The 16,702-nt window shown below is 62.8% G+C and carries 10 protein-coding genes; 5 read left to right on the forward strand and 5 right to left on the reverse strand.

All coding sequences use genetic code 11. The annotated features are described in order from the left end of the window. The 5 genes from CQ020_RS21895 to CQ020_RS21915 all read right to left on the reverse strand — a co-directional run. Window positions 1-490, reverse strand: a 490-nt coding sequence (locus CQ020_RS21895) for a YbjQ family protein (protein WP_258142157.1), incomplete at its 3' end; no start/stop codon positions are given. Window positions 491-582: 92 nt separating this feature from the next. Continuing rightward, entirely contained in the window at window positions 583-2,016 is a 1,434-nt protein-coding gene (locus CQ020_RS21900; RefSeq protein WP_105693980.1) for a dicarboxylate/amino acid:cation symporter, read from the reverse strand. 610 nt (window positions 2,017-2,626) lie between these two features. Continuing rightward, window positions 2,627-4,309: a DUF885 domain-containing protein gene (locus CQ020_RS21905; protein ID WP_105693981.1), complete on the reverse strand. Its 1,683-nt coding sequence runs from the start codon at window positions 4,307-4,309 to the stop codon at window positions 2,627-2,629. 66 nt (window positions 4,310-4,375) lie between these two features. Next, entirely contained in the window at window positions 4,376-4,621 is a 246-nt protein-coding gene (locus CQ020_RS21910) for an acyl-CoA carboxylase epsilon subunit (protein ID WP_105693982.1), read from the reverse strand. After that, window positions 4,618-6,201 carry an acyl-CoA carboxylase subunit beta gene (locus CQ020_RS21915; protein ID WP_105693983.1) on the reverse strand — a complete coding sequence of 528 codons (1,584 nt, stop codon included), beginning with the start codon at window positions 6,199-6,201 and terminating at the stop codon, window positions 4,618-4,620. The genes CQ020_RS21910 and CQ020_RS21915 overlap by 4 nt, the downstream gene beginning before the upstream one ends. A gap of 217 nt (window positions 6,202-6,418) precedes the next feature. On the opposite strand from CQ020_RS21915, the gene CQ020_RS21920 reads away from it, so the two are divergent. From CQ020_RS21920 to CQ020_RS21940, 5 genes are all read left to right on the forward strand, one after another. Then, complete coding sequence (locus tag CQ020_RS21920; protein ID WP_105693984.1) at window positions 6,419-7,309, forward strand: NAD(P)-dependent oxidoreductase; 891 nt, start codon at window positions 6,419-6,421, stop codon at window positions 7,307-7,309. Window positions 7,310-7,389: 80 nt separating this feature from the next. Then, entirely contained in the window at window positions 7,390-8,328 is a 939-nt protein-coding gene (locus CQ020_RS21925; RefSeq protein WP_105693985.1) for a biotin--[acetyl-CoA-carboxylase] ligase, read from the forward strand. Beyond that, a complete protein-coding gene (locus CQ020_RS21930) occupies window positions 8,321-8,914 on the forward strand; it encodes a PH domain-containing protein (protein ID WP_105693986.1) in 594 nt (197 codons plus the stop codon). The genes CQ020_RS21925 and CQ020_RS21930 overlap by 8 nt, the downstream gene beginning before the upstream one ends. After that, window positions 8,904-10,082 carry an adenylate/guanylate cyclase domain-containing protein gene (locus tag CQ020_RS21935; RefSeq protein ID WP_105693987.1) on the forward strand — a complete coding sequence of 393 codons (1,179 nt, stop codon included), beginning with the start codon at window positions 8,904-8,906 and terminating at the stop codon, window positions 10,080-10,082. The genes CQ020_RS21930 and CQ020_RS21935 overlap by 11 nt, the downstream gene beginning before the upstream one ends. Window positions 10,083-10,368: 286 nt before the next feature. Next, on the forward strand, window positions 10,369-16,503 hold the full coding sequence (locus CQ020_RS21940) for an Ig-like domain-containing protein (RefSeq protein WP_105694000.1): 6,135 nt from the start codon (window positions 10,369-10,371) through the stop codon (window positions 16,501-16,503). The last annotated feature ends 199 nt before the right edge of the window (window positions 16,504-16,702 follow it).

Below are 16,702 nucleotides of genomic sequence, written 5' to 3' on the forward strand. Positions count from 1 at the left end.
GTGGGGAGAACTGCTGCGGCTGCTCGGGCTGCTGTGGCTGTGCCGGCTGCTGCGGTTGGGCCGGCTGCGCGGGCTGCTGCGGTTGGGCCGGCTGTTGTGGTTGCGCCGGCTGCTGAGCGGCCGTCTTGGTCAGGTAAACCGACTGTCCCGTCGCTCCGTGCTCGCCCTCACCCAGCGGCAAGACGTACACGGCGGTGCCGTAGGCGCACACTTCGGTCCAGTTGGTGCCCATTTCAGAGGTGTCGAAGCGCATGGCCACAATGGCGTTCGCTCCACGCTGCTGCGCTTCGTTGACCATGCGGGCCATGACTTCCTGGCGGCTTTCATACAGTGCCTTGGTCATTTCGGGCAGCTCGCCGCCGCCCAGGGAGCGGAAGCCGGCCAGCATCTGGGAGCCGATATCGCGTGAACGGACAGTGAGGCCCATGACTTCGCCGAAGACGGCGTCGATCCGGTGGCCAGGGATTTCGTTGGAGGTGACGATCAACATGGTCAGAGCCTATCCAGAGTTGGCCCCTTAATCGGGGAAATCCCCCGGGGAGAACTCCCCGGGGGATTTGCGCCTGTTCACAAGAGCGGGCCTCAGGCCTTTGAATCAGCCAGTTCGCGCTCGTTGCTTTCTGCTGCTGCCTTGTCGGCTGCGAACTCATCCGCGAACGCGGCACCGTTGCGGGGTGCGTTGTAGAGGGACTCGTCCAGGATGCCCTGACGCTTGGCCACGATGGCCGGGACGAGCGCTTGGCCCGCCACGTTGACGGCGGTGCGGCCCATGTCCAGGATGGGGTCGATGGCCAGCAGGAGGCCGACGCCGGCAAGCGGCAGTCCCAGCGTGGACAGCGTCAGCGTGAGCATGACGACGGCGCCGGTGGTACCTGCTGTGGCAGCGGAACCGAGGACGGAGACCAGAACGATCAGCAGGTACTGGCTGAAGTCCAGGTTGATGCCGAAGAACTGTGCCACGAAGATCGCTGCGATGGCCGGGTAGATTGCTGCGCAACCGTCCATTTTGGTGGTGGCGCCCAGGGGCACGGCGAAGGAAGCGTAGCCGGAGGGGACGCCCAGGTTCCGTTCAGTGACGCGCTGCGTGAGCGGCAGCGTGCCGATTGAGGAACGGGACACGAACGCCAGCTGCACGGCCGGCCAGACACCGGAGAAGTACTGCTTGACGGACAAACCGTGGACGCGGACCAGGATCGGGTACAGGACGAAGAGGACCAGTGCCAGGCCAAGGTAGATGGCGGCAGTGAACTTGCCCAGGGAGCCGATGGTGTCCCAGCCGTAGATAGCCACAGCATTACCGATGAGGCCGATGGTGCCCAGCGGTGCGATGCGGATGATCCACCACAGGACCTTCTGGATGACTGCCAGTGCTGAAGCGTTGAACGTCAGGAAGGCTTCGGCCTGCTTGCCCACTTTGAGGGCTGCAACGCCGATTGCGATGGCGATCACCAGGATCTGCAGCACATTGAAGTTGACGGCGGTGCTGACGGTGGTGGCAGCGTTGGCGCTTTCAGTGACGGTGGAGCTGGCGCCAAGACCCAGGAAGTTCTTGGGGAACAGGCCGATCAGGAAAGCCCACCAGTCGCCGGTCTTGCCCGCGTACTTCGCTTCTTCCGTGATGCCGGTTGCTGCACCGGGCTGCAGGAGCACGCCCAGGCCGATGCCGATCAGCACCGAGACCAGAGAAGTGATGGCGAACCACAGCAGGGTGTTCCATGCCAGGCGCGCGGCGTTGGAGACCTGACGCAGGTTCGCGATGGAGCTCACCACGGCGGTGAAAATCAAAGGAACGACGGCGGTCTGCAGCAACGAGACGTAGCTGGAGCCAATCGTCTGGAGCGTAGCGCCTAGGCCGTTAGGGGCAGACTTGGTGCTGCCCGTGTACTTGGCGATGAGGCCGAGGACCAGGCCGATGATGAGGGCTGCGATGATCTGGACGCCGAAGGAACCGGCCCACTTGGGGAGCCGGAAGCCGGACTTGCCAGCTGCTGGGGAAGTGTTGGTTGAGGTGCTCACCGGAACACGTTAGGTGCATCGCAAATAACATAGCGAACGAACGTTGAGAAATGTTACGTCGCCCCCTGTGCTGCTCTCGATCGTGAGCCGCTCATTTGCGGGCCCGGCGCGGTTTTTTGTGAAGTTATTCCCGGAAACAGTGTGGCGATGATCTCTGGCCAAGGTGCTGACCCCCGCGCCCTTTTCCGCCGATCGCGCCCGTAACCTCTGGTGCGGAATGGGGAAACGGGTGCGATCCCGGGGCAGAAGGGGTGCGGAATGGGGGAACGGGTGCGAACCTGGCGCTGAAGGGGTGCGCGCGGCGGGAGCGGGTGCGGTCGTGCGTTGTGAGTGTGTGGGCAGGTTTTGCCCTGACAACCCGTGGCGGCGCCGTCGTCGTTTTGGGCAGCGCGCCCCTTTCCGCCGATCGCGCCCGTAACCTCTGGTGCGGAATGGGGGAAGGGGTGCGATCCCGGCGCCGAAGGGTTGCGCGCGGCGGGAGCGGGTGCGCACCCCGCAGGGCAGAGATTGTTAAAGGGGCCAAAGGCCGGGCATTTCGGCAGTGTGCGTCAAAGCGACGAAGGAGCAGCACGCCGAGGATGCCCGGCCTCTGGCCGGCAGCACAGGAAAACTAGCCCAGCAACGCCCGGCGCAGCACATCCAGACCTACGGAACCGATGTTCAACGCCTTGCTGTGGAACGACTTCAAATCGAAGCCTTCACGGGATTCCAGCTCTGCACGGATCTGCTCCCACAAACGCTGCCCCACCTTGTAGGACGGTGCTTGCCCCGGCCAGCCAAGGTAGCGGGTGAATTCGAATTGGAGCTGGCCTTCGCTGATGTCGAGGTTGGCCTTGAGGAAGTCGAAGCCCTTCTCCGGTGTCCAGGTGCCAGTGCCCCAGCGTTCGGGGACGGGCAGTTCAAGGTGGACGCCGATGTCGAACACGACGCGGGCTGCCCGCATGCGCTGGCCGTCCAGCATGCCCATGTGGTCACCCGGGTCCCTAAGGTAGCCCAGTTCCAGCATGAGCTGCTCGGCGTAGAGCGCCCAGCCTTCGCCGTGGCCGGATACCCAGCAGACGTTCCGGCGCCAGTTGTTGAGGAGTTCGCGCCGGTACGTTGCCGTGGCTACTTGGAGGTGGTGGCCGGGGACGCCTTCATGGAAGACCGTGGTGGTTTCTGACCAGGTGGTGAAGGTGTCTTCGCCTGCCGGGACGGACCACCACATGCGGCCGGGACGGGAGAAATCGTCAGAGGGGCCGGTGTAGTAGATGCCGCCCTCGTCGGTGGGGGCGATCATGCACTCAAGGGTCTTCATGACATCCGGGATGTCGAAGTGGACGTCTGCCAGCTCAGAGACGGCGCGGTCGGAGAGTTCCTGCATCCAGGCCTTGAGGGCGTCGGTGCCGTTGATCTGGCGCGCGGGATCGTTATTGAGGATGCTCTTGGCTTCCTCGATCGATGCTCCGGGCTTGATCTGGCCGGCAACCTTCTCTTGCTCGCTAATGAGCCGCTCGAGCTCCTGAACGCCCCAGGCATAGGTTTCTTCCAGATCGACTTCGGCGCCGATAAAGGAGCGGGAAGCCAGGGCATAGCGTTCGCGGCCCACGGCGTCCTTTTCCGGGGCTGCGGGGAGGAGTTCGTCCCGAAGGAAGTCTCCCAGGATGCTGTACGCCGAACGTGCGGCCGCAGTCCCGGCGTCGAGCTTTGACTGAACCTCAACCGGCAACGGCGAGCCGCCCACGGCCGCCGTCGATGCCATTTTGGCGAAGAAGCCGTCCTCGGCGGCGTACCGGCCGGTCTGTTCGATGACGATCCGTACCTGGCGCGCGGCGGCTACTTTGCCGGCCGCGGCAGCCGATCGAAGTGACACAATGTAGCCCTCAATCGCGCCCGGAACGTTGGCAGCACGGCCTGCGATGTGCTCCCAGTGTTCAACCGTGTCCGTGGGCATGAGGTCGAAGATGGCGCGGATGTCCTGCGCCGGGGAGGCAATGTTGTTGAGGTCGGCCGCATCCCAGCCTGACTCGTGGATCTCCAGGTCCAGCCCGAGCCGCTCGCGCATGGCGTCCAAGGTGACGGCGTCCACGTCATCGGAAGGCTCAAGTCCCGCCAAAGCGTCCAAGGCCAGTTTGGTTGCCTCCGCATGGGAATCAAGACCGGCAGGCGAGTAGTCCTGGTATTCGGTTTCGTGTCCCGGCAAGCCCAGCGTGGTGGCGAAGCCGGGATCGAGTTCGATCAGCTTTTCTGTGTATGCGTCAGCGACGGCATCGATGGCGGACTTCGGGCGTACGGGGGTGTTTGCAGTAGTCACCCACAGAGCCTAGCCGCGACACCGCCTACGTGAAAGGGTTGTTGAACTTTTCTACGAAGGTGGGAATTAACCCCGGCTGCGCTTCCAAGCACCAGGACCCGGCGTGGGGTCAAGGCGCAGTTGCTGGCGGCGCACCCAGTGCCGGACGTTTGGCTTGGACGGCACCGCTTCCTGCTGGCCGCCGAGGGAAACCACGACGGCGGCAAGCGCCGCGAGCTCTTCGGCCGTCGGTTCGCCCTTGACCACCGAGAACAGGGGGGCGGCCGGTTCCTGGTCAGGCGCCGCGTCGGCGCGATGCTTGGGTGCGCTCACAGCGGGATGTTTCCGTGCTTCTTGGTGGGCAAGCTCGCACGCTTGTCGCGGAGGGCGCGGAGCCCGCGGATGATCTGCAGGCGGGTATCCGACGGTGCAATGACAGCGTCAACATAACCCAGCTGGGCTGCCTGGTACGGGTTGAGGAGCTCTTCCTCGTAGCCCTGGATGATCTCGGCGCGCTTGGCTTCGACGTCACCTCCGGCTTCGGCGACGGCAGCGAGATCGCGACGGTACAGGATATTGACGGCGCCCTGGGCACCCATGACGCCAATCTGGGCGGTGGGCCACGCGAGGTTCAAGTCTGCGCCCAACTTTTTGGAGCCCATCACGATGTACGCGCCACCATAGGCCTTGCGGGTGATGACCGTGAGCTTAGGGACTGTTGCTTCGGCGTAGGCGTAGAGGAGCTTGGCGCCGCGGCGGATGATCCCTTGGAACTCCTGGTCCTTGCCCGGCAGGAAGCCGGGGACGTCCACCAGCGTGATGATCGGAACGTTGAAAGCGTCGCAATGACGGACGAAGCGGGCGGCCTTCTCGGAGGCCGAGATGTCCAGTGTTCCCGCGAACTGCATGGGCTGGTTGGCCACGATACCCACGGTGTGTCCCTCAACGCGGCCGTAGCCGATCATCACGTTGGGGGCGTACAAAGACTGCATTTCGAGGAAGTGTGCGTCGTCCACAATCTGCTCGATGACCTTGCGCATGTCGTACGGCTGGTTAGCGGAATCGGGGATCAACCCGTCCAGGGCGAGGTCGTCGTCGTTAAGCTCAAGCTCCTGGTCGTGCTCCACCACCGGGGCCTCGGACAGGTTGTTGGAGGGGAGGAAGTCCAGGAGTTCGCGGACGAATTCGATCGCGTCGGCTTCGTCGGAAGCGAGGTAGGTGGAGGTTCCGGTGGTGGCATTGTGCTGCCGGGCGCCACCGAGGGTTTCCATGTCCACGTCTTCGCCGGTGACGGTCTTGATGACGTCAGGCCCGGTGATGAACATGTGGGAGGTCTTGTCCACCATGACCACGTAGTCGGTCAGGGCGGGGGAGTAGGCGGCGCCACCGGCGCACGGGCCCATGATGAGGGAGATCTGGGGGACCACGCCTGATGCGTGGACGTTGTTGCGGAAGATGTCCGCGAACATGGCCAACGAGGCCACGCCTTCCTGGATTCGTGCGCCGCCGCCGTCGTTGATGCCCACAACCGGGCAACCGTTGCGCAGGGCGAATTCCTGGACCTTGACGATCTTTTCGCCGTTGACCTGGCTCAGCGAGCCACCATAGACGCTGAAGTCCTGGCTGTAGATGGCGATCAGGCGGCCATCCACTGTGCCGTATCCGGAGACAACACCGTCGCCGAGCGGCTTCTTCTTCTCCATGCCGAAGGCCGTGGAGCGGTGGACTGCAAGGGCGTCGAACTCCACGAAGGACCCCGGGTCAACCAGGAGGTCGATGCGTTCGCGGGCTGTGTTCTTGCCGCGCGCGTGCTGCTTCTCAATCGCTTCCGGGCCGGAAGGCTGCTCTGCACGGGCCTGGCGGTCGCGGAAGTCGGCAATCTTTCCCGCTGTCGTTGTCAGATCGTGGCTCATCAAGTGTCTCCGGCTCTGTAGCTGATATTCGCTGGCGCAATCCCGGGTACGGACAAGAAGCTGACTTAAGTAGCTTCCGTACAAAGAACAGGCCCCGCAGGCCAGTCTAGTGACGCCTTTGCCGCGAACCGCTGTAGAAACCCTACAATTTTCCGCGTCCAAGCCAAAGCCATCACTATGTTACCCGCCAGTAACATAGTTGGGTTAGAGTGTCTGCATGACTTCAAGCAACGGCGCTTCCTCCGCCTCCACAGAGGGTCAAACGCAACGCACCAGCCCCTACGTGGCCACAGCTTCGCTCAAGGGCAGGACCATCCTCATGTCCGGCGGCAGCCGGGGGATCGGCCTGGCCATCGCCACCCGGGCAGCCCGCGATGGCGCCAATATTGTGATCATGGCGAAGACCGGCGATCCTCATCCCAAACTCGAGGGCACCGTTTTTACTGCCGCGGAACAGCTGGTGGAAGCAGGGGGTCAGGCGCTGCCGCTCGTGGGGGACGTCCGCAATGATGACGACGTCGCCGCAGCAGTCGCCGCCGCCGTCGAGCGTTTCGGGGGAATTGACGTAGTTGTCAACAACGCCTCTGCGATCGATCTGTCCCGCACCGACGCAGTGGATATGAAGCGCTACGACCTCATGCAGGACATCAACGTCCGCGGTACTTTCCTGCTCTCCAAGCTGGCCCTGCCAGCACTGCGGGAATCAAGCCATGGCCACATCCTTACCCTGTCCCCGCCCCTGAACCTGGACCCCAAATGGGCCGGGATGCACCTTGCCTACACCATGGCCAAGTACGGCATGAGCCTCACCACCCTGGGACTCGCCGAAGAGCTGAAGAACGACGGCGTCTCCGTCAACTCACTCTGGCCCTGCACCCTGATCGACACCGCCGCGATCCGCAACATGCCCGGTGGGCAGCAGATAGTGCAGGCGGCACGCGGACCGGAAATCATGGCCGATGCCGCCCACGCCGTGCTGACGGGTGCGGGCTCCACCGGGAACTTCTACACGGACGAGGAAGTGCTGAGCGCTGCCGGAGTGCAGGACTTCACTCCCTATAGCCTCGGCGCGCCCGAAGACCGTTTGGTGCCGGACATCTTCCTCTGAGTAAATTCTCTGGGCGGATTCCCAGACGCATTTCAGTGCAGCCATCATCCGGGGACGCTGCAACTGGATAGGATTCAGCTATGGACGCCCAACAGCCAGACAGCAGCGAACCCCAGCTCCACACCGCCGGTCAGGAGCAGCAAACTCCGGGCCGCGAAGCTCTGGACCGTGAAGCCTTGCTGCAACCGGAGTTCCTGTCGGCCACGGGCATCTCCCAGTTGAACATTGTCCAGTCCACGGGCTCCACCAACCAGGACCTCGTGCGCGCTGTGACGGTAGAGCCCAAAAAGTGGGCTGACCTTTCCGTCTTGACCGCCGAACATCAGACAGCCGCGCGTGGACGGCTTGACCGCCATTGGGAATCACCCGAGAAGTCGGCGGTGTCGGTCTCCATGGTGCTGCGGCCGGTCACGGCTGAGGGCATGCCGGTCCCGACGCAGAGCTACTCCTGGCTTTCGCTGCTTGCAGCTGTGGCGCTGCGGGAGGCCCTGCAGGAAACGGCAGGCATCACCGCTGAGATCAAGTGGCCCAATGACGTCCTGGTCAACGGGCGGAAGGTTGCGGGCATCCTGGCGCAGATGACTCCTTTGGGCGATGGCTCCGTTCCAGCGGTCATCTTGGGCGTTGGACTCAACGTGTCCTTGGCCGAGGAGGAACTTCCGGTTCCCACAGCCACGTCGCTTGCCTTGGAAGGGGCAACGACGACGGACCGCACCGCGCTGCTGAAGAGCTACCTGTCACGCTTTGCACGGCTGTACCGCAGCTTCTGCAACTCCGAAGGGGACCCTGCCGCCGGTTTGGTGGGTGGTCCCTCACTGCATAAGCGCGTTGAGTCGGCCATGGTGACGTTGGGCCGCGAGGTGCGGGCGCACTTGCCAGGGGATCACGAACTGGTGGGGCATGCCTCGCGCTTGGACGAGCACGGCTCGTTGCTGGTGGTGGACCACGGTGGCAGGGAACACGTTGTGACAGCCGGCGATGTGGTGCATTTGCGCGCCACAGAGAGCGGTTATGCGTAAAGAGTTACTCCCGGGGGAGCAGGTCATCACGATCACGCGCCAACAGGCCCGCTCACTCTTCTTTCCGGTGCTGGCCTTCATCGCGGTTCCTGCCGCTGCAGGCTTTGCGTGTGCTTGGATCGTCAGGGAAAACCCGCAGCGGCTCGCACCATTCATCACGGCGGAATGGACGCCCTGGCTCATGGGTGCAGTGCTTGTCCTCGCGGCATGGTTCCTTGCCGGGTACAGCCTGAAGCGGGTGGTGCGGTGGCGTTCGGTCAAGTACATCCTGACCAGCAGGCGTGTACTTGCCAGAAACGGAATGTTTCGGCGCAATGATTGGCAGGTATCGCTGATGGCCATCCGGCATGTGGGCGTCCATCAGAGCATGCTCCAACGGACATTGCACTCAGGGAATATATCCTTGGATACCGGGCACTCCGGGACAGCGGTCCTGAGCGATGTTCCTGAAGTGGGAAAGTTCCGTGGTTTCATTCTTGACGCCATGGACGAACTCCCGCAAGGTGAAGTTTTTGAGGGTGAAGTACTGAAGGATTTTGAAGAATTGCCGTGGGAGTTGAGAGAAGGTGGAAGAGATGAGCGTTGAGGATCAGCCGTCCGGCGAGGACCTGGACCAGGAGTTCGACGCCGTACCGGAGCCTTCCGTGGACGAGGACACTGAGGCCGGGCCTGCTCCGGCATCGGTGCCCACTGGTCCGCCCACTGGTGTGATGTCCGCGGAGCGCCTGGCTATCAAGGCGCTCGAGGCGAAGCTCCTTGGCGGAGAACGCAAGCTCCGGCGTCGTGAAGTTGCGGCTGGTGCGGGCGTCTCCATCCTGTCCGCACGGAAAATCTGGCGCGCGCTGGGATTCCCGAACTTTGGGGACGAGGATGTTGCGTTCACTGAACGCGACCAAGATGCTTTGTCCAGCATTCTGGATCTGGTCCGGGCAGGGCTCCTGACTGAGGAAGCGGCTATTTCCGTGACCCGGTCCATCGGGCAAATGACGGACCGCATGGTGGTCTGGCAGATCGAGGCTTTGGTTGAGGACATGGTGTCCGAGCAGGGCATCCCTGATGCCGTGGCCCGCAAGCAACTGGTGGGACAGCTCCCTGCGCTGGTGGATTCCCTCGAAGAAATCCTGGTGTACTCCTACCGCCGCCAGCTCAACGCAGGCGTCCAACGCCTTGCAGTTCGGGCCGAAGCCGGGTTGCAGGCCAGCGAGGAAGGCCGGGAGGGTGACGAAGACGATTCGCCGTTGCCTTTGGCCCGGGCCGTGGGCTTCGCTGACCTTGTCTCCTACACCAGCCTGTCCCGGCGTATGAACGAGAAAACGCTCGCCCAACTGGTGCAGCGTTTTGAAAACAAGTGCGCCGAAATCATTTCAGTGGGCGGCGGTCGGCTGGTCAAAACCGTGGGCGACGAAGTCCTGTACATCGCTGAAACCCCGGCAGCCGGAGCCGAAATTTCCTTGGCCTTGGCACAGGCCTTCACTGAAGACGAGATCCTCCCGCAATGCCGTGTCTCCATGGTGTGGGGACGCATCCTGTCCCGGCTTGGCGATATCTACGGACCTACAGTCAACCTTGCTGCACGGCTCACCACGCTGGCGCAGCCCGGAACGGTCCTCGTGGACGCTATGACCGCCGCTGCCTTGGGCCAGGACGATCGCTTCGTCCTGGTTCCCCAGAAGTCGGAGAACGTCCGTGGCTTCGGTGAGATCCATCCCGTGATGCTTGCCCGCGGCCGGGGCAGGGGACTGGTGCTGGACTAGGCAAGCTGCTGACCTGCTGACAGCCCGTCCGGGCCGCACGCTCTCTCACGTCCCTCGGGCTTCAGCCGATCGCTCTCTCACTTTCTTCACGAAAGTGAGAGAGCGATCGGCCTTAATGGCTGTTATATGAGAGAGCGTTGGGAATATCTGCGGGTCCTGAGAACTGCGTCACGACTTAGCAAAACGTTGGATTAACCCGGTAGTCTTAGCGTTGTTTGTGTCGTGAACTGCCGTGGGGTGCGGCGTCGGCGGCTTGGTGCTGCCTGAATTTTGTGGGGGAATGTGGATGGCTCTGCCTGACGGGTCCGGAAACCGCCGTGCCAGGAATCGCCGGCGGAAGGTCATGGCGGCAACCGCATTTTCTGTTGCTGCCGCGGTCCTGGTGACTGGTGCCATCCTCTACCCGGGGTTCAAGACCACCGAAGTGGACCTCAATGATGGCGGCGTTTGGGTCGTCAGCAAATCCAAGAATGCCGCCGGAAGGCTCAACTACCCCTCCAAGTCCTTGGACGGTGCGGTGACCCCGGCGAGCAAGGATTTTGACGTCCTCCAGCAGGCCGGCGACGTCTTCATTGATGACCCCGAGGGCGCCACCATCAACCCCGTCAGCGCTGCGAACATGCGTTTGGGCGGAGACCAAAAGTTACCGGGCTCGGCGGATGTGAGTTTCGGCCACAAAGTGCTGGCAGTCACGGACCCCTCCAAAGGCAAGGTCTGGGCATTGTCCGCCGGATCCGTGGGCGGGTTCAGCGATGAGTCCGAACCACTGTTCGAGCAATCTCCCGGAATTGTTTCTGTTGTAGGCGTGGACGACACCATTCACACCGTTGACCCCGAGTCCGGCAGCGTCACCGCAACGAAGGTGGACGCCAACGGCAAATCAGTGGATTCGCAGGTCCGCACGGACGAGGCGCTTAAGGGCGCAGGGGACCTGCAGTTGACGACGGTGGGCGACAAAGCAGTGGTCCTCAACGAGGCCACGGGAAATATCGTTCTCCCGGGCGGCGCAACCGTTCACCTGGACGACGCCCGCGACGCCAAGCTGCAGCAAGCGGGGCCGGCCGCGGACTTCGTGGCCATCGCCACTACCAAGGCACTCCTCCTTCAGCCGTTGGACGGTGGAACAGCAAAGACCGTCCGAGCCGACGGGGAAGGCGTTCCCGCAGCGCCCGTGCAGTTGGGAACATGCACTTACGCTGCGTGGTCCGGTGCCAACAAGTACATCCGCGAATGCAGCAATGAGGCTGACAACCGCCGCGCCGACGTTCCCAAGGCGAGTGCATCGCCGTCGTACGTTTTCCGGGTCAACCGCGATCTTGTGGTTCTGAACGACGTCAATTCCGGCAACGTCTGGATGGTCAACCAGAACATGCAGTTGGTCAACAACTGGGATGACGTCATCCCGCCCCAGCAAACATCGGACGACGCCGACAAGGACTCTGCGGACGAAGTCCAGCAGACGGTCCTCCCGGACCGAAGCAAACCAAATACGCCTCCGGTGGCCAAGCCCGACGCCTTTGGAGTGCGTGCCGGAAAGACGACCCTCCTGCCGGTCTTGGACAACGACGCCGATTCCGACGGCGATGTCCTGACGGTTGCCGCCGACCAAACCGTGAAATCCGGTGCCTTGGCTCCTGTTTACGGCGGGACGGGTTTTCAGATTTCCGTCCCAGCGGAGCAAACCGGGGCGGAGACGTTCAAATACTCTGTGGATGACGGCCGTGGCGGAACCGCAGCGGCGAACGTAGACCTCCGGATTGTCCCGCCCGGTGAAAACAACGCTCCCCAGCAGAAGCCCAACAGAAACAACGCCCTGGTGGTGCAAGCGGGGAAGATCGCCAACCAGTACATCCTCAATGACTGGCTTGATCCCGACGGAGACGACATCTTCGCGGTTGCCGCCATCAGCAGCGATCCCGCCGATCAAGTGCGCATCAGGCCGGACGGGCTGCTGACATTCCAGGACTCCGGAGCCGGGCCAGGAAAGAAGACCATTGCCGTGACGGTCTCCGACGGCACTCTCACCACTGAGGGGCGAATCAGCGTGGACGTTCGCGCACCCGGGGCCTTGCCGCCCATTGCGAACGCCGATCACGTGGTTGCCGTGGCGGGCCAGGATACGGTAATCGCCCCACTTAAGAACGACACTGATCCACAAGGCGGCACGCTCCGGCTGGCACAGGCCCAGCCGGATGAACAGTCCACGGCTGTGATCGGTCCGGACCAGCAAACGTTCACTTTCAACTCGACGTCCACCGGCCCCCACTACGTCACTTATATGGTCACCAATGGCCCGGCCAGTGCGCAGCAGCTGGTGCGCGTCGACGTCGTGTCCGGCAACAATGACGGCGCTCCCGTTGCAGTTAGGGACATTGCGCTTCTGCCCAGCGGTGGCAGCACCGTGGTGGATGTGCTTGGCAATGATTCGGACCCGGCCGGAGGCGTGCTGGTTGTCCAGTCCGTCACTGCCGAGGACGGCCTGCCGGTCACGGTAGCGGTTTTGGACCATTCGGTGGTCAAGGTCACGGACATTCGCGCCACCGGCCAACTGTCTCTGAAATACACCATTTCCAATGGCAAAGCGTCCGCCACCGGAGATATCTCGGTACAGGTAGTACCGGCGCCCAGCAAGCTGCAGGCACCGCAGGCCAAGCCGGACGAAGTGTCGGTCCGCGTCGGAGACGTGGTCACCATACCTGTCCTGGACAACGATTCGGACCCCAATGGCGGAGAGCTGACCCTCGACCCCGAGCTGGCGCAACAGCCCGACGCCGCTGACGGCAGGATGTTCATCGCGGGCAATACCCTGCGCTTCATCGCCGGCGAGATTCCCAAGACCGTCTATGCCATCTACAAGGTCAGCAACGCATCCGGCCAGACCGACTCTCAACAAGTCACCATCCGCATTCGGGCACGGGACGACGCAACTAATACCCGCCCGGAGCCCCGGAACCTCACGGCACGGGTGGTAGCCGGAATGACCGTCAAGATCCCCGTTCCCCTGGATGGCATTGACGCTGACGGCGACTCGGTCCAACTCATCGGAGTGGACAAAGCGCCTGCCCTCGGTACTGCCGTGGTGCGGGACGGCTACATGGAGTTCACCGCTGCCGCCACCTCCGCAGGCACTGACACGTTCAGTTACAGGGTGCGGGATCGGATCGGAGCCGAGAACACCGGCACGGTCATTGTGGGCATTGCACCCGCAGAGGCCAATAACCAAAAGCCGATTGCCGTTGACGATGCCATTGAGGTCCGTCCAGGGCGCCGGATCGCCGTGGATGCCCTGAAGAACGACTCGGACCCGGATGGCGATCCCCTTGCTTTGGTGAATTCCTTCGAAGCAAACCCGGAACTGCAGGTTGAAGCGTCCTCCGGAAAAATCCTCCTGACCGCGCCGGGCGTCACTGGAAATGAAAGCATCAGCTATCGGATCCAGGACGATAAAAAGGCTGAAGCCAGCGCTGTGGTCAGGGTTCAAACGAGCCCGACGGCGGCCCTCCACGTTCCCATTGCGGTAGATGATCGCATCACGCTGGCTGAGACGCTGGGCAAGACCGCCGTCGACGTTCCGGTGTTGAAGAACGACTCCGACCCCGACGGCGTAGCCGAAGATCTGACCATCACCTTGCCCGATGCGAATCCGAACGCACGGGTGGGGACCGCTGGAAACGTTGTGGTGACTCTAACTCCCCAGGACCAGTTGATCCCTTACACCGTGACGGACATGGACGGGCAGTCGGCCACCGCAGTGATGTGGATACCCGGCCAAGGCCTGCAGTACCCCACCCTTGCCAAGACCGATCCCGTGGAAGTCATGTCCGGCAAGGAAATCACGCTTTCGCTCCAGGAATATGTCCGTGTGCGGGAAGGCCGCCAACCCCGGCTCACCGTGGCGGACAAGATCCGCGTCCAGGGAGCCGATCCCAACAACGTCATTGCCGGCGACGGAAATGCCCTGAGATATGCGGCGCAGACAGACTATGTTGGTCCGGGATCCGTCACCTTCGAGGTGACTGATGGGTCCGGTCCGGACGATTCCCAAGGCTTGAAGTCCACGTTGACCATCATTACCAAGGTGATCCCGGACCCCAACGCCAACCACATCCCCACCTTCAGCGGCGCTTCCATCGAAGCGCCCAAGGGTGAAACAACCGAGCTGGAACTGGCGAATCTCGCCAAGGACGTGGACGAGCGGGACCAGGGAAACCTGAAGTTCGAGCTCGATGGACAGCAGGCCGCAGGCTTCCAAGCCAAGGTGGAAGGAACGGTCCTCAAAGTCACCCCGGACCTCTCTGTCACCCCGGGTGCCGTGGGTACCTTCCCGTTGAAGGTTACAGACGGCAGGTCTGACGCTGTCCGGGCAACGGTCACGGCCACCGTGGTCTCGTCCAACAGGCCCAAACCTGCCGCCAACGACGACTCGGTGGAGAAAGCGAACGCCGGACGCTCCGAGACCATCAACGTGCTGGCAAACGACTTCAACCCGTTCAATGACTCGCCGCTGACCATCGAGAGCGCGGCAGTGGAGACGGGTTCCGCCGCTGGCCAGCCGACGGTCTCGGGTGACTCGATCACGGTCACTCCGGCGGACGGATTCAAGGGCGTCATGGTGGTTCGGTACACGGTGCTGGACAAGACCAAAGACCCCTCCCGGCAGGCAGTAGGGCGTGTCCGGATCACTGTCCGGGACAAGCCCGACGCCCCGTCCGCACCTGTAGCAACCGATGTCCGCAGCCGCACCGCTGTGCTCAAGTGGGCGCCGCCGTCGGACAATGGCGCAGCCATCACCAAATACACAGTCAAGGCCGCCGGCTTTGAACAGGTGTGTCCCACAACCACCTGCACGTTGTCCGGGCTGACCAACAATGTGAAGTACGTTTTCACCGTGTTCGCCACCAACGAGGTAGGGGACTCTCCGGCGTCCATCGCCTCCAACGAGATCCGGCCGGATGAGAAGCCGTCGCCGCCGGACGCCCCCGCGGTTAAAGCCGGTGACAAGAACATGGCCATCACCTGGACCCCAGCCAAGACCGAGGGCTCTCCGGTAAAGCACTACAACTTGGAGATTTCTCCGCCGCCGGCCAACGGCATTGCCGTCAAGAACGAGGTCACCGGCCTGAGCTATACCTGGCCGGGACTGACTAATGGCGTGAAGTACAAGGTCCGTGCCCAGGCCGTCAACGAGCTCGGCCCGTCCGACTGGGGCATGTACTCCCTGGAGGACAACCCTGCTGGACTTCCCGCAGCTCCGGCCGCACCAACTACCGCTGTGGTGGATTCCGTGGGAAAAAGCAATCAAATCCGTGCGGACTGGAGCGAGCCGGATATCAACGGTGACCCCATCAAGATGTACTACGTCACCATGAGTGGCGGAAACGGCGTCCCTCAGACCCAAACAATCGCGGGGAACGTGCGCTCTGCGGTCTTCACGGCCCAGAACGACGAAACCGCCTACACTTTTACGGTTCAGGCGGAGAACAAAGCAGGCAAGGGAGGCGTTAGTGCCCCCTCCGCACCTCGACGCGCTACGGGAACCCTGATGATGGTCCAAAACGTTTCGGCCACCCCCGCCAACACCGGGGGAGCGGGCAGGGCCGTCACCATCAACTTCTCGGTTCTGGACCAGACACAACGCAACGGATCTACCCAAAGCGAAGTCAGTTATCGCTACATCGCCAGTACCGGGCAGTCGGGTCCCATCACGCCTGGTCAGACGGTCAGCGGCTTTACCAACGGGCAGGCAACCTCCATCACTGTCACCGCAGTGTCTTCGGTGGCGCCAAGTTCCAGTGCCAGTGCACCGGCAACCGCCACTCCGTATGGTGCGCCCGGTACGCCGTCGGCTTCAGGCTCAAACGGCGGGCAAAACCAGACCACGTTGACGCTGAATTGGTCCTCGCCGTCCACAAGCAGCAATGACGTGGCGGTCACCAAGATCAGGATCACCGGCGGCGGAACAGATACCGGGTGGATCAACGAATCCGCGTCCGGCAGCCGCGTGGTCAACACCGGGGGCTACAACCAGCCGCGCACCATCGAGGTCCAGACGTTCAATTCCGTTGGCACAGGCGGTGGCGTTGCTTCAGCGAGTGCACAGAGCGGGCCCCAGAAGACGTCGTGGGACGCGACCCTGCCTCCAGGCAGCTACCGTACCTGCACGGATACCGCACCCTCAGGCCAAACTTCGTGGGATCCAAATACCCCGGGCCACCGCTGCGACGGAAAGGTCAATGGTGCGCCATGGCAATATGAATTCAACGGCGGATTCACGGTCAACTGCTACGTCAACCGCAGCACCCCGTATTTGAACTACGCTGCCTGGTACCGCCTGACCAGCGGCCCCAACGCGGGCCGCTTCATCGCCCAGGGCAACACCACCCTGGGTGACCCCGGACCCCACCAAATCCCCCAATGTTGAGGCATGTGAAGCCGGGGCGCCGGGCAGTTGTCCCCATCGCGCCCCGGGCCACGGAGACAGTACGCTGTCAAAGCCAATGGATAGCCCGATCTCGGGTTTCCTTGGTTGACCGCAGGTCGCGTGGGATAGTCTTAGGGACTGAAAATTCCGCCGCCGTACGGGGGAACTGCGGAATGTACGGCTGCCGGCATCTGCCGGT

This window comes from Arthrobacter sp. MYb23, assembly GCF_002979775.1.
GTDB lineage: Bacteria > Actinomycetota > Actinomycetes > Actinomycetales > Micrococcaceae > Arthrobacter.

Excerpts from the sequence above, each read along its gene's own strand:
- CQ020_RS21915 (WP_105693983.1), bottom strand. The coding sequence starts at position 6,201 with ATGAGCCACGATCTGACAACGACAGCGGGAAAGATTGCCGACTTCCGC.
- CQ020_RS21920 (WP_105693984.1), top strand. The coding sequence starts at position 6,419 with ATGACTTCAAGCAACGGCGCTTCCTCCGCCTCCACAGAGGGTCAAACG.
- CQ020_RS21925 (WP_105693985.1), top strand. The coding sequence starts at position 7,390 with ATGGACGCCCAACAGCCAGACAGCAGCGAACCCCAGCTCCACACCGCC.
- CQ020_RS21930 (WP_105693986.1), top strand. The coding sequence starts at position 8,321 with ATGCGTAAAGAGTTACTCCCGGGGGAGCAGGTCATCACGATCACGCGC.
- CQ020_RS21935 (WP_105693987.1), top strand. The coding sequence starts at position 8,904 with ATGAGCGTTGAGGATCAGCCGTCCGGCGAGGACCTGGACCAGGAGTTC.
- CQ020_RS21940 (WP_105694000.1), top strand. The coding sequence starts at position 10,369 with ATGGCTCTGCCTGACGGGTCCGGAAACCGCCGTGCCAGGAATCGCCGG.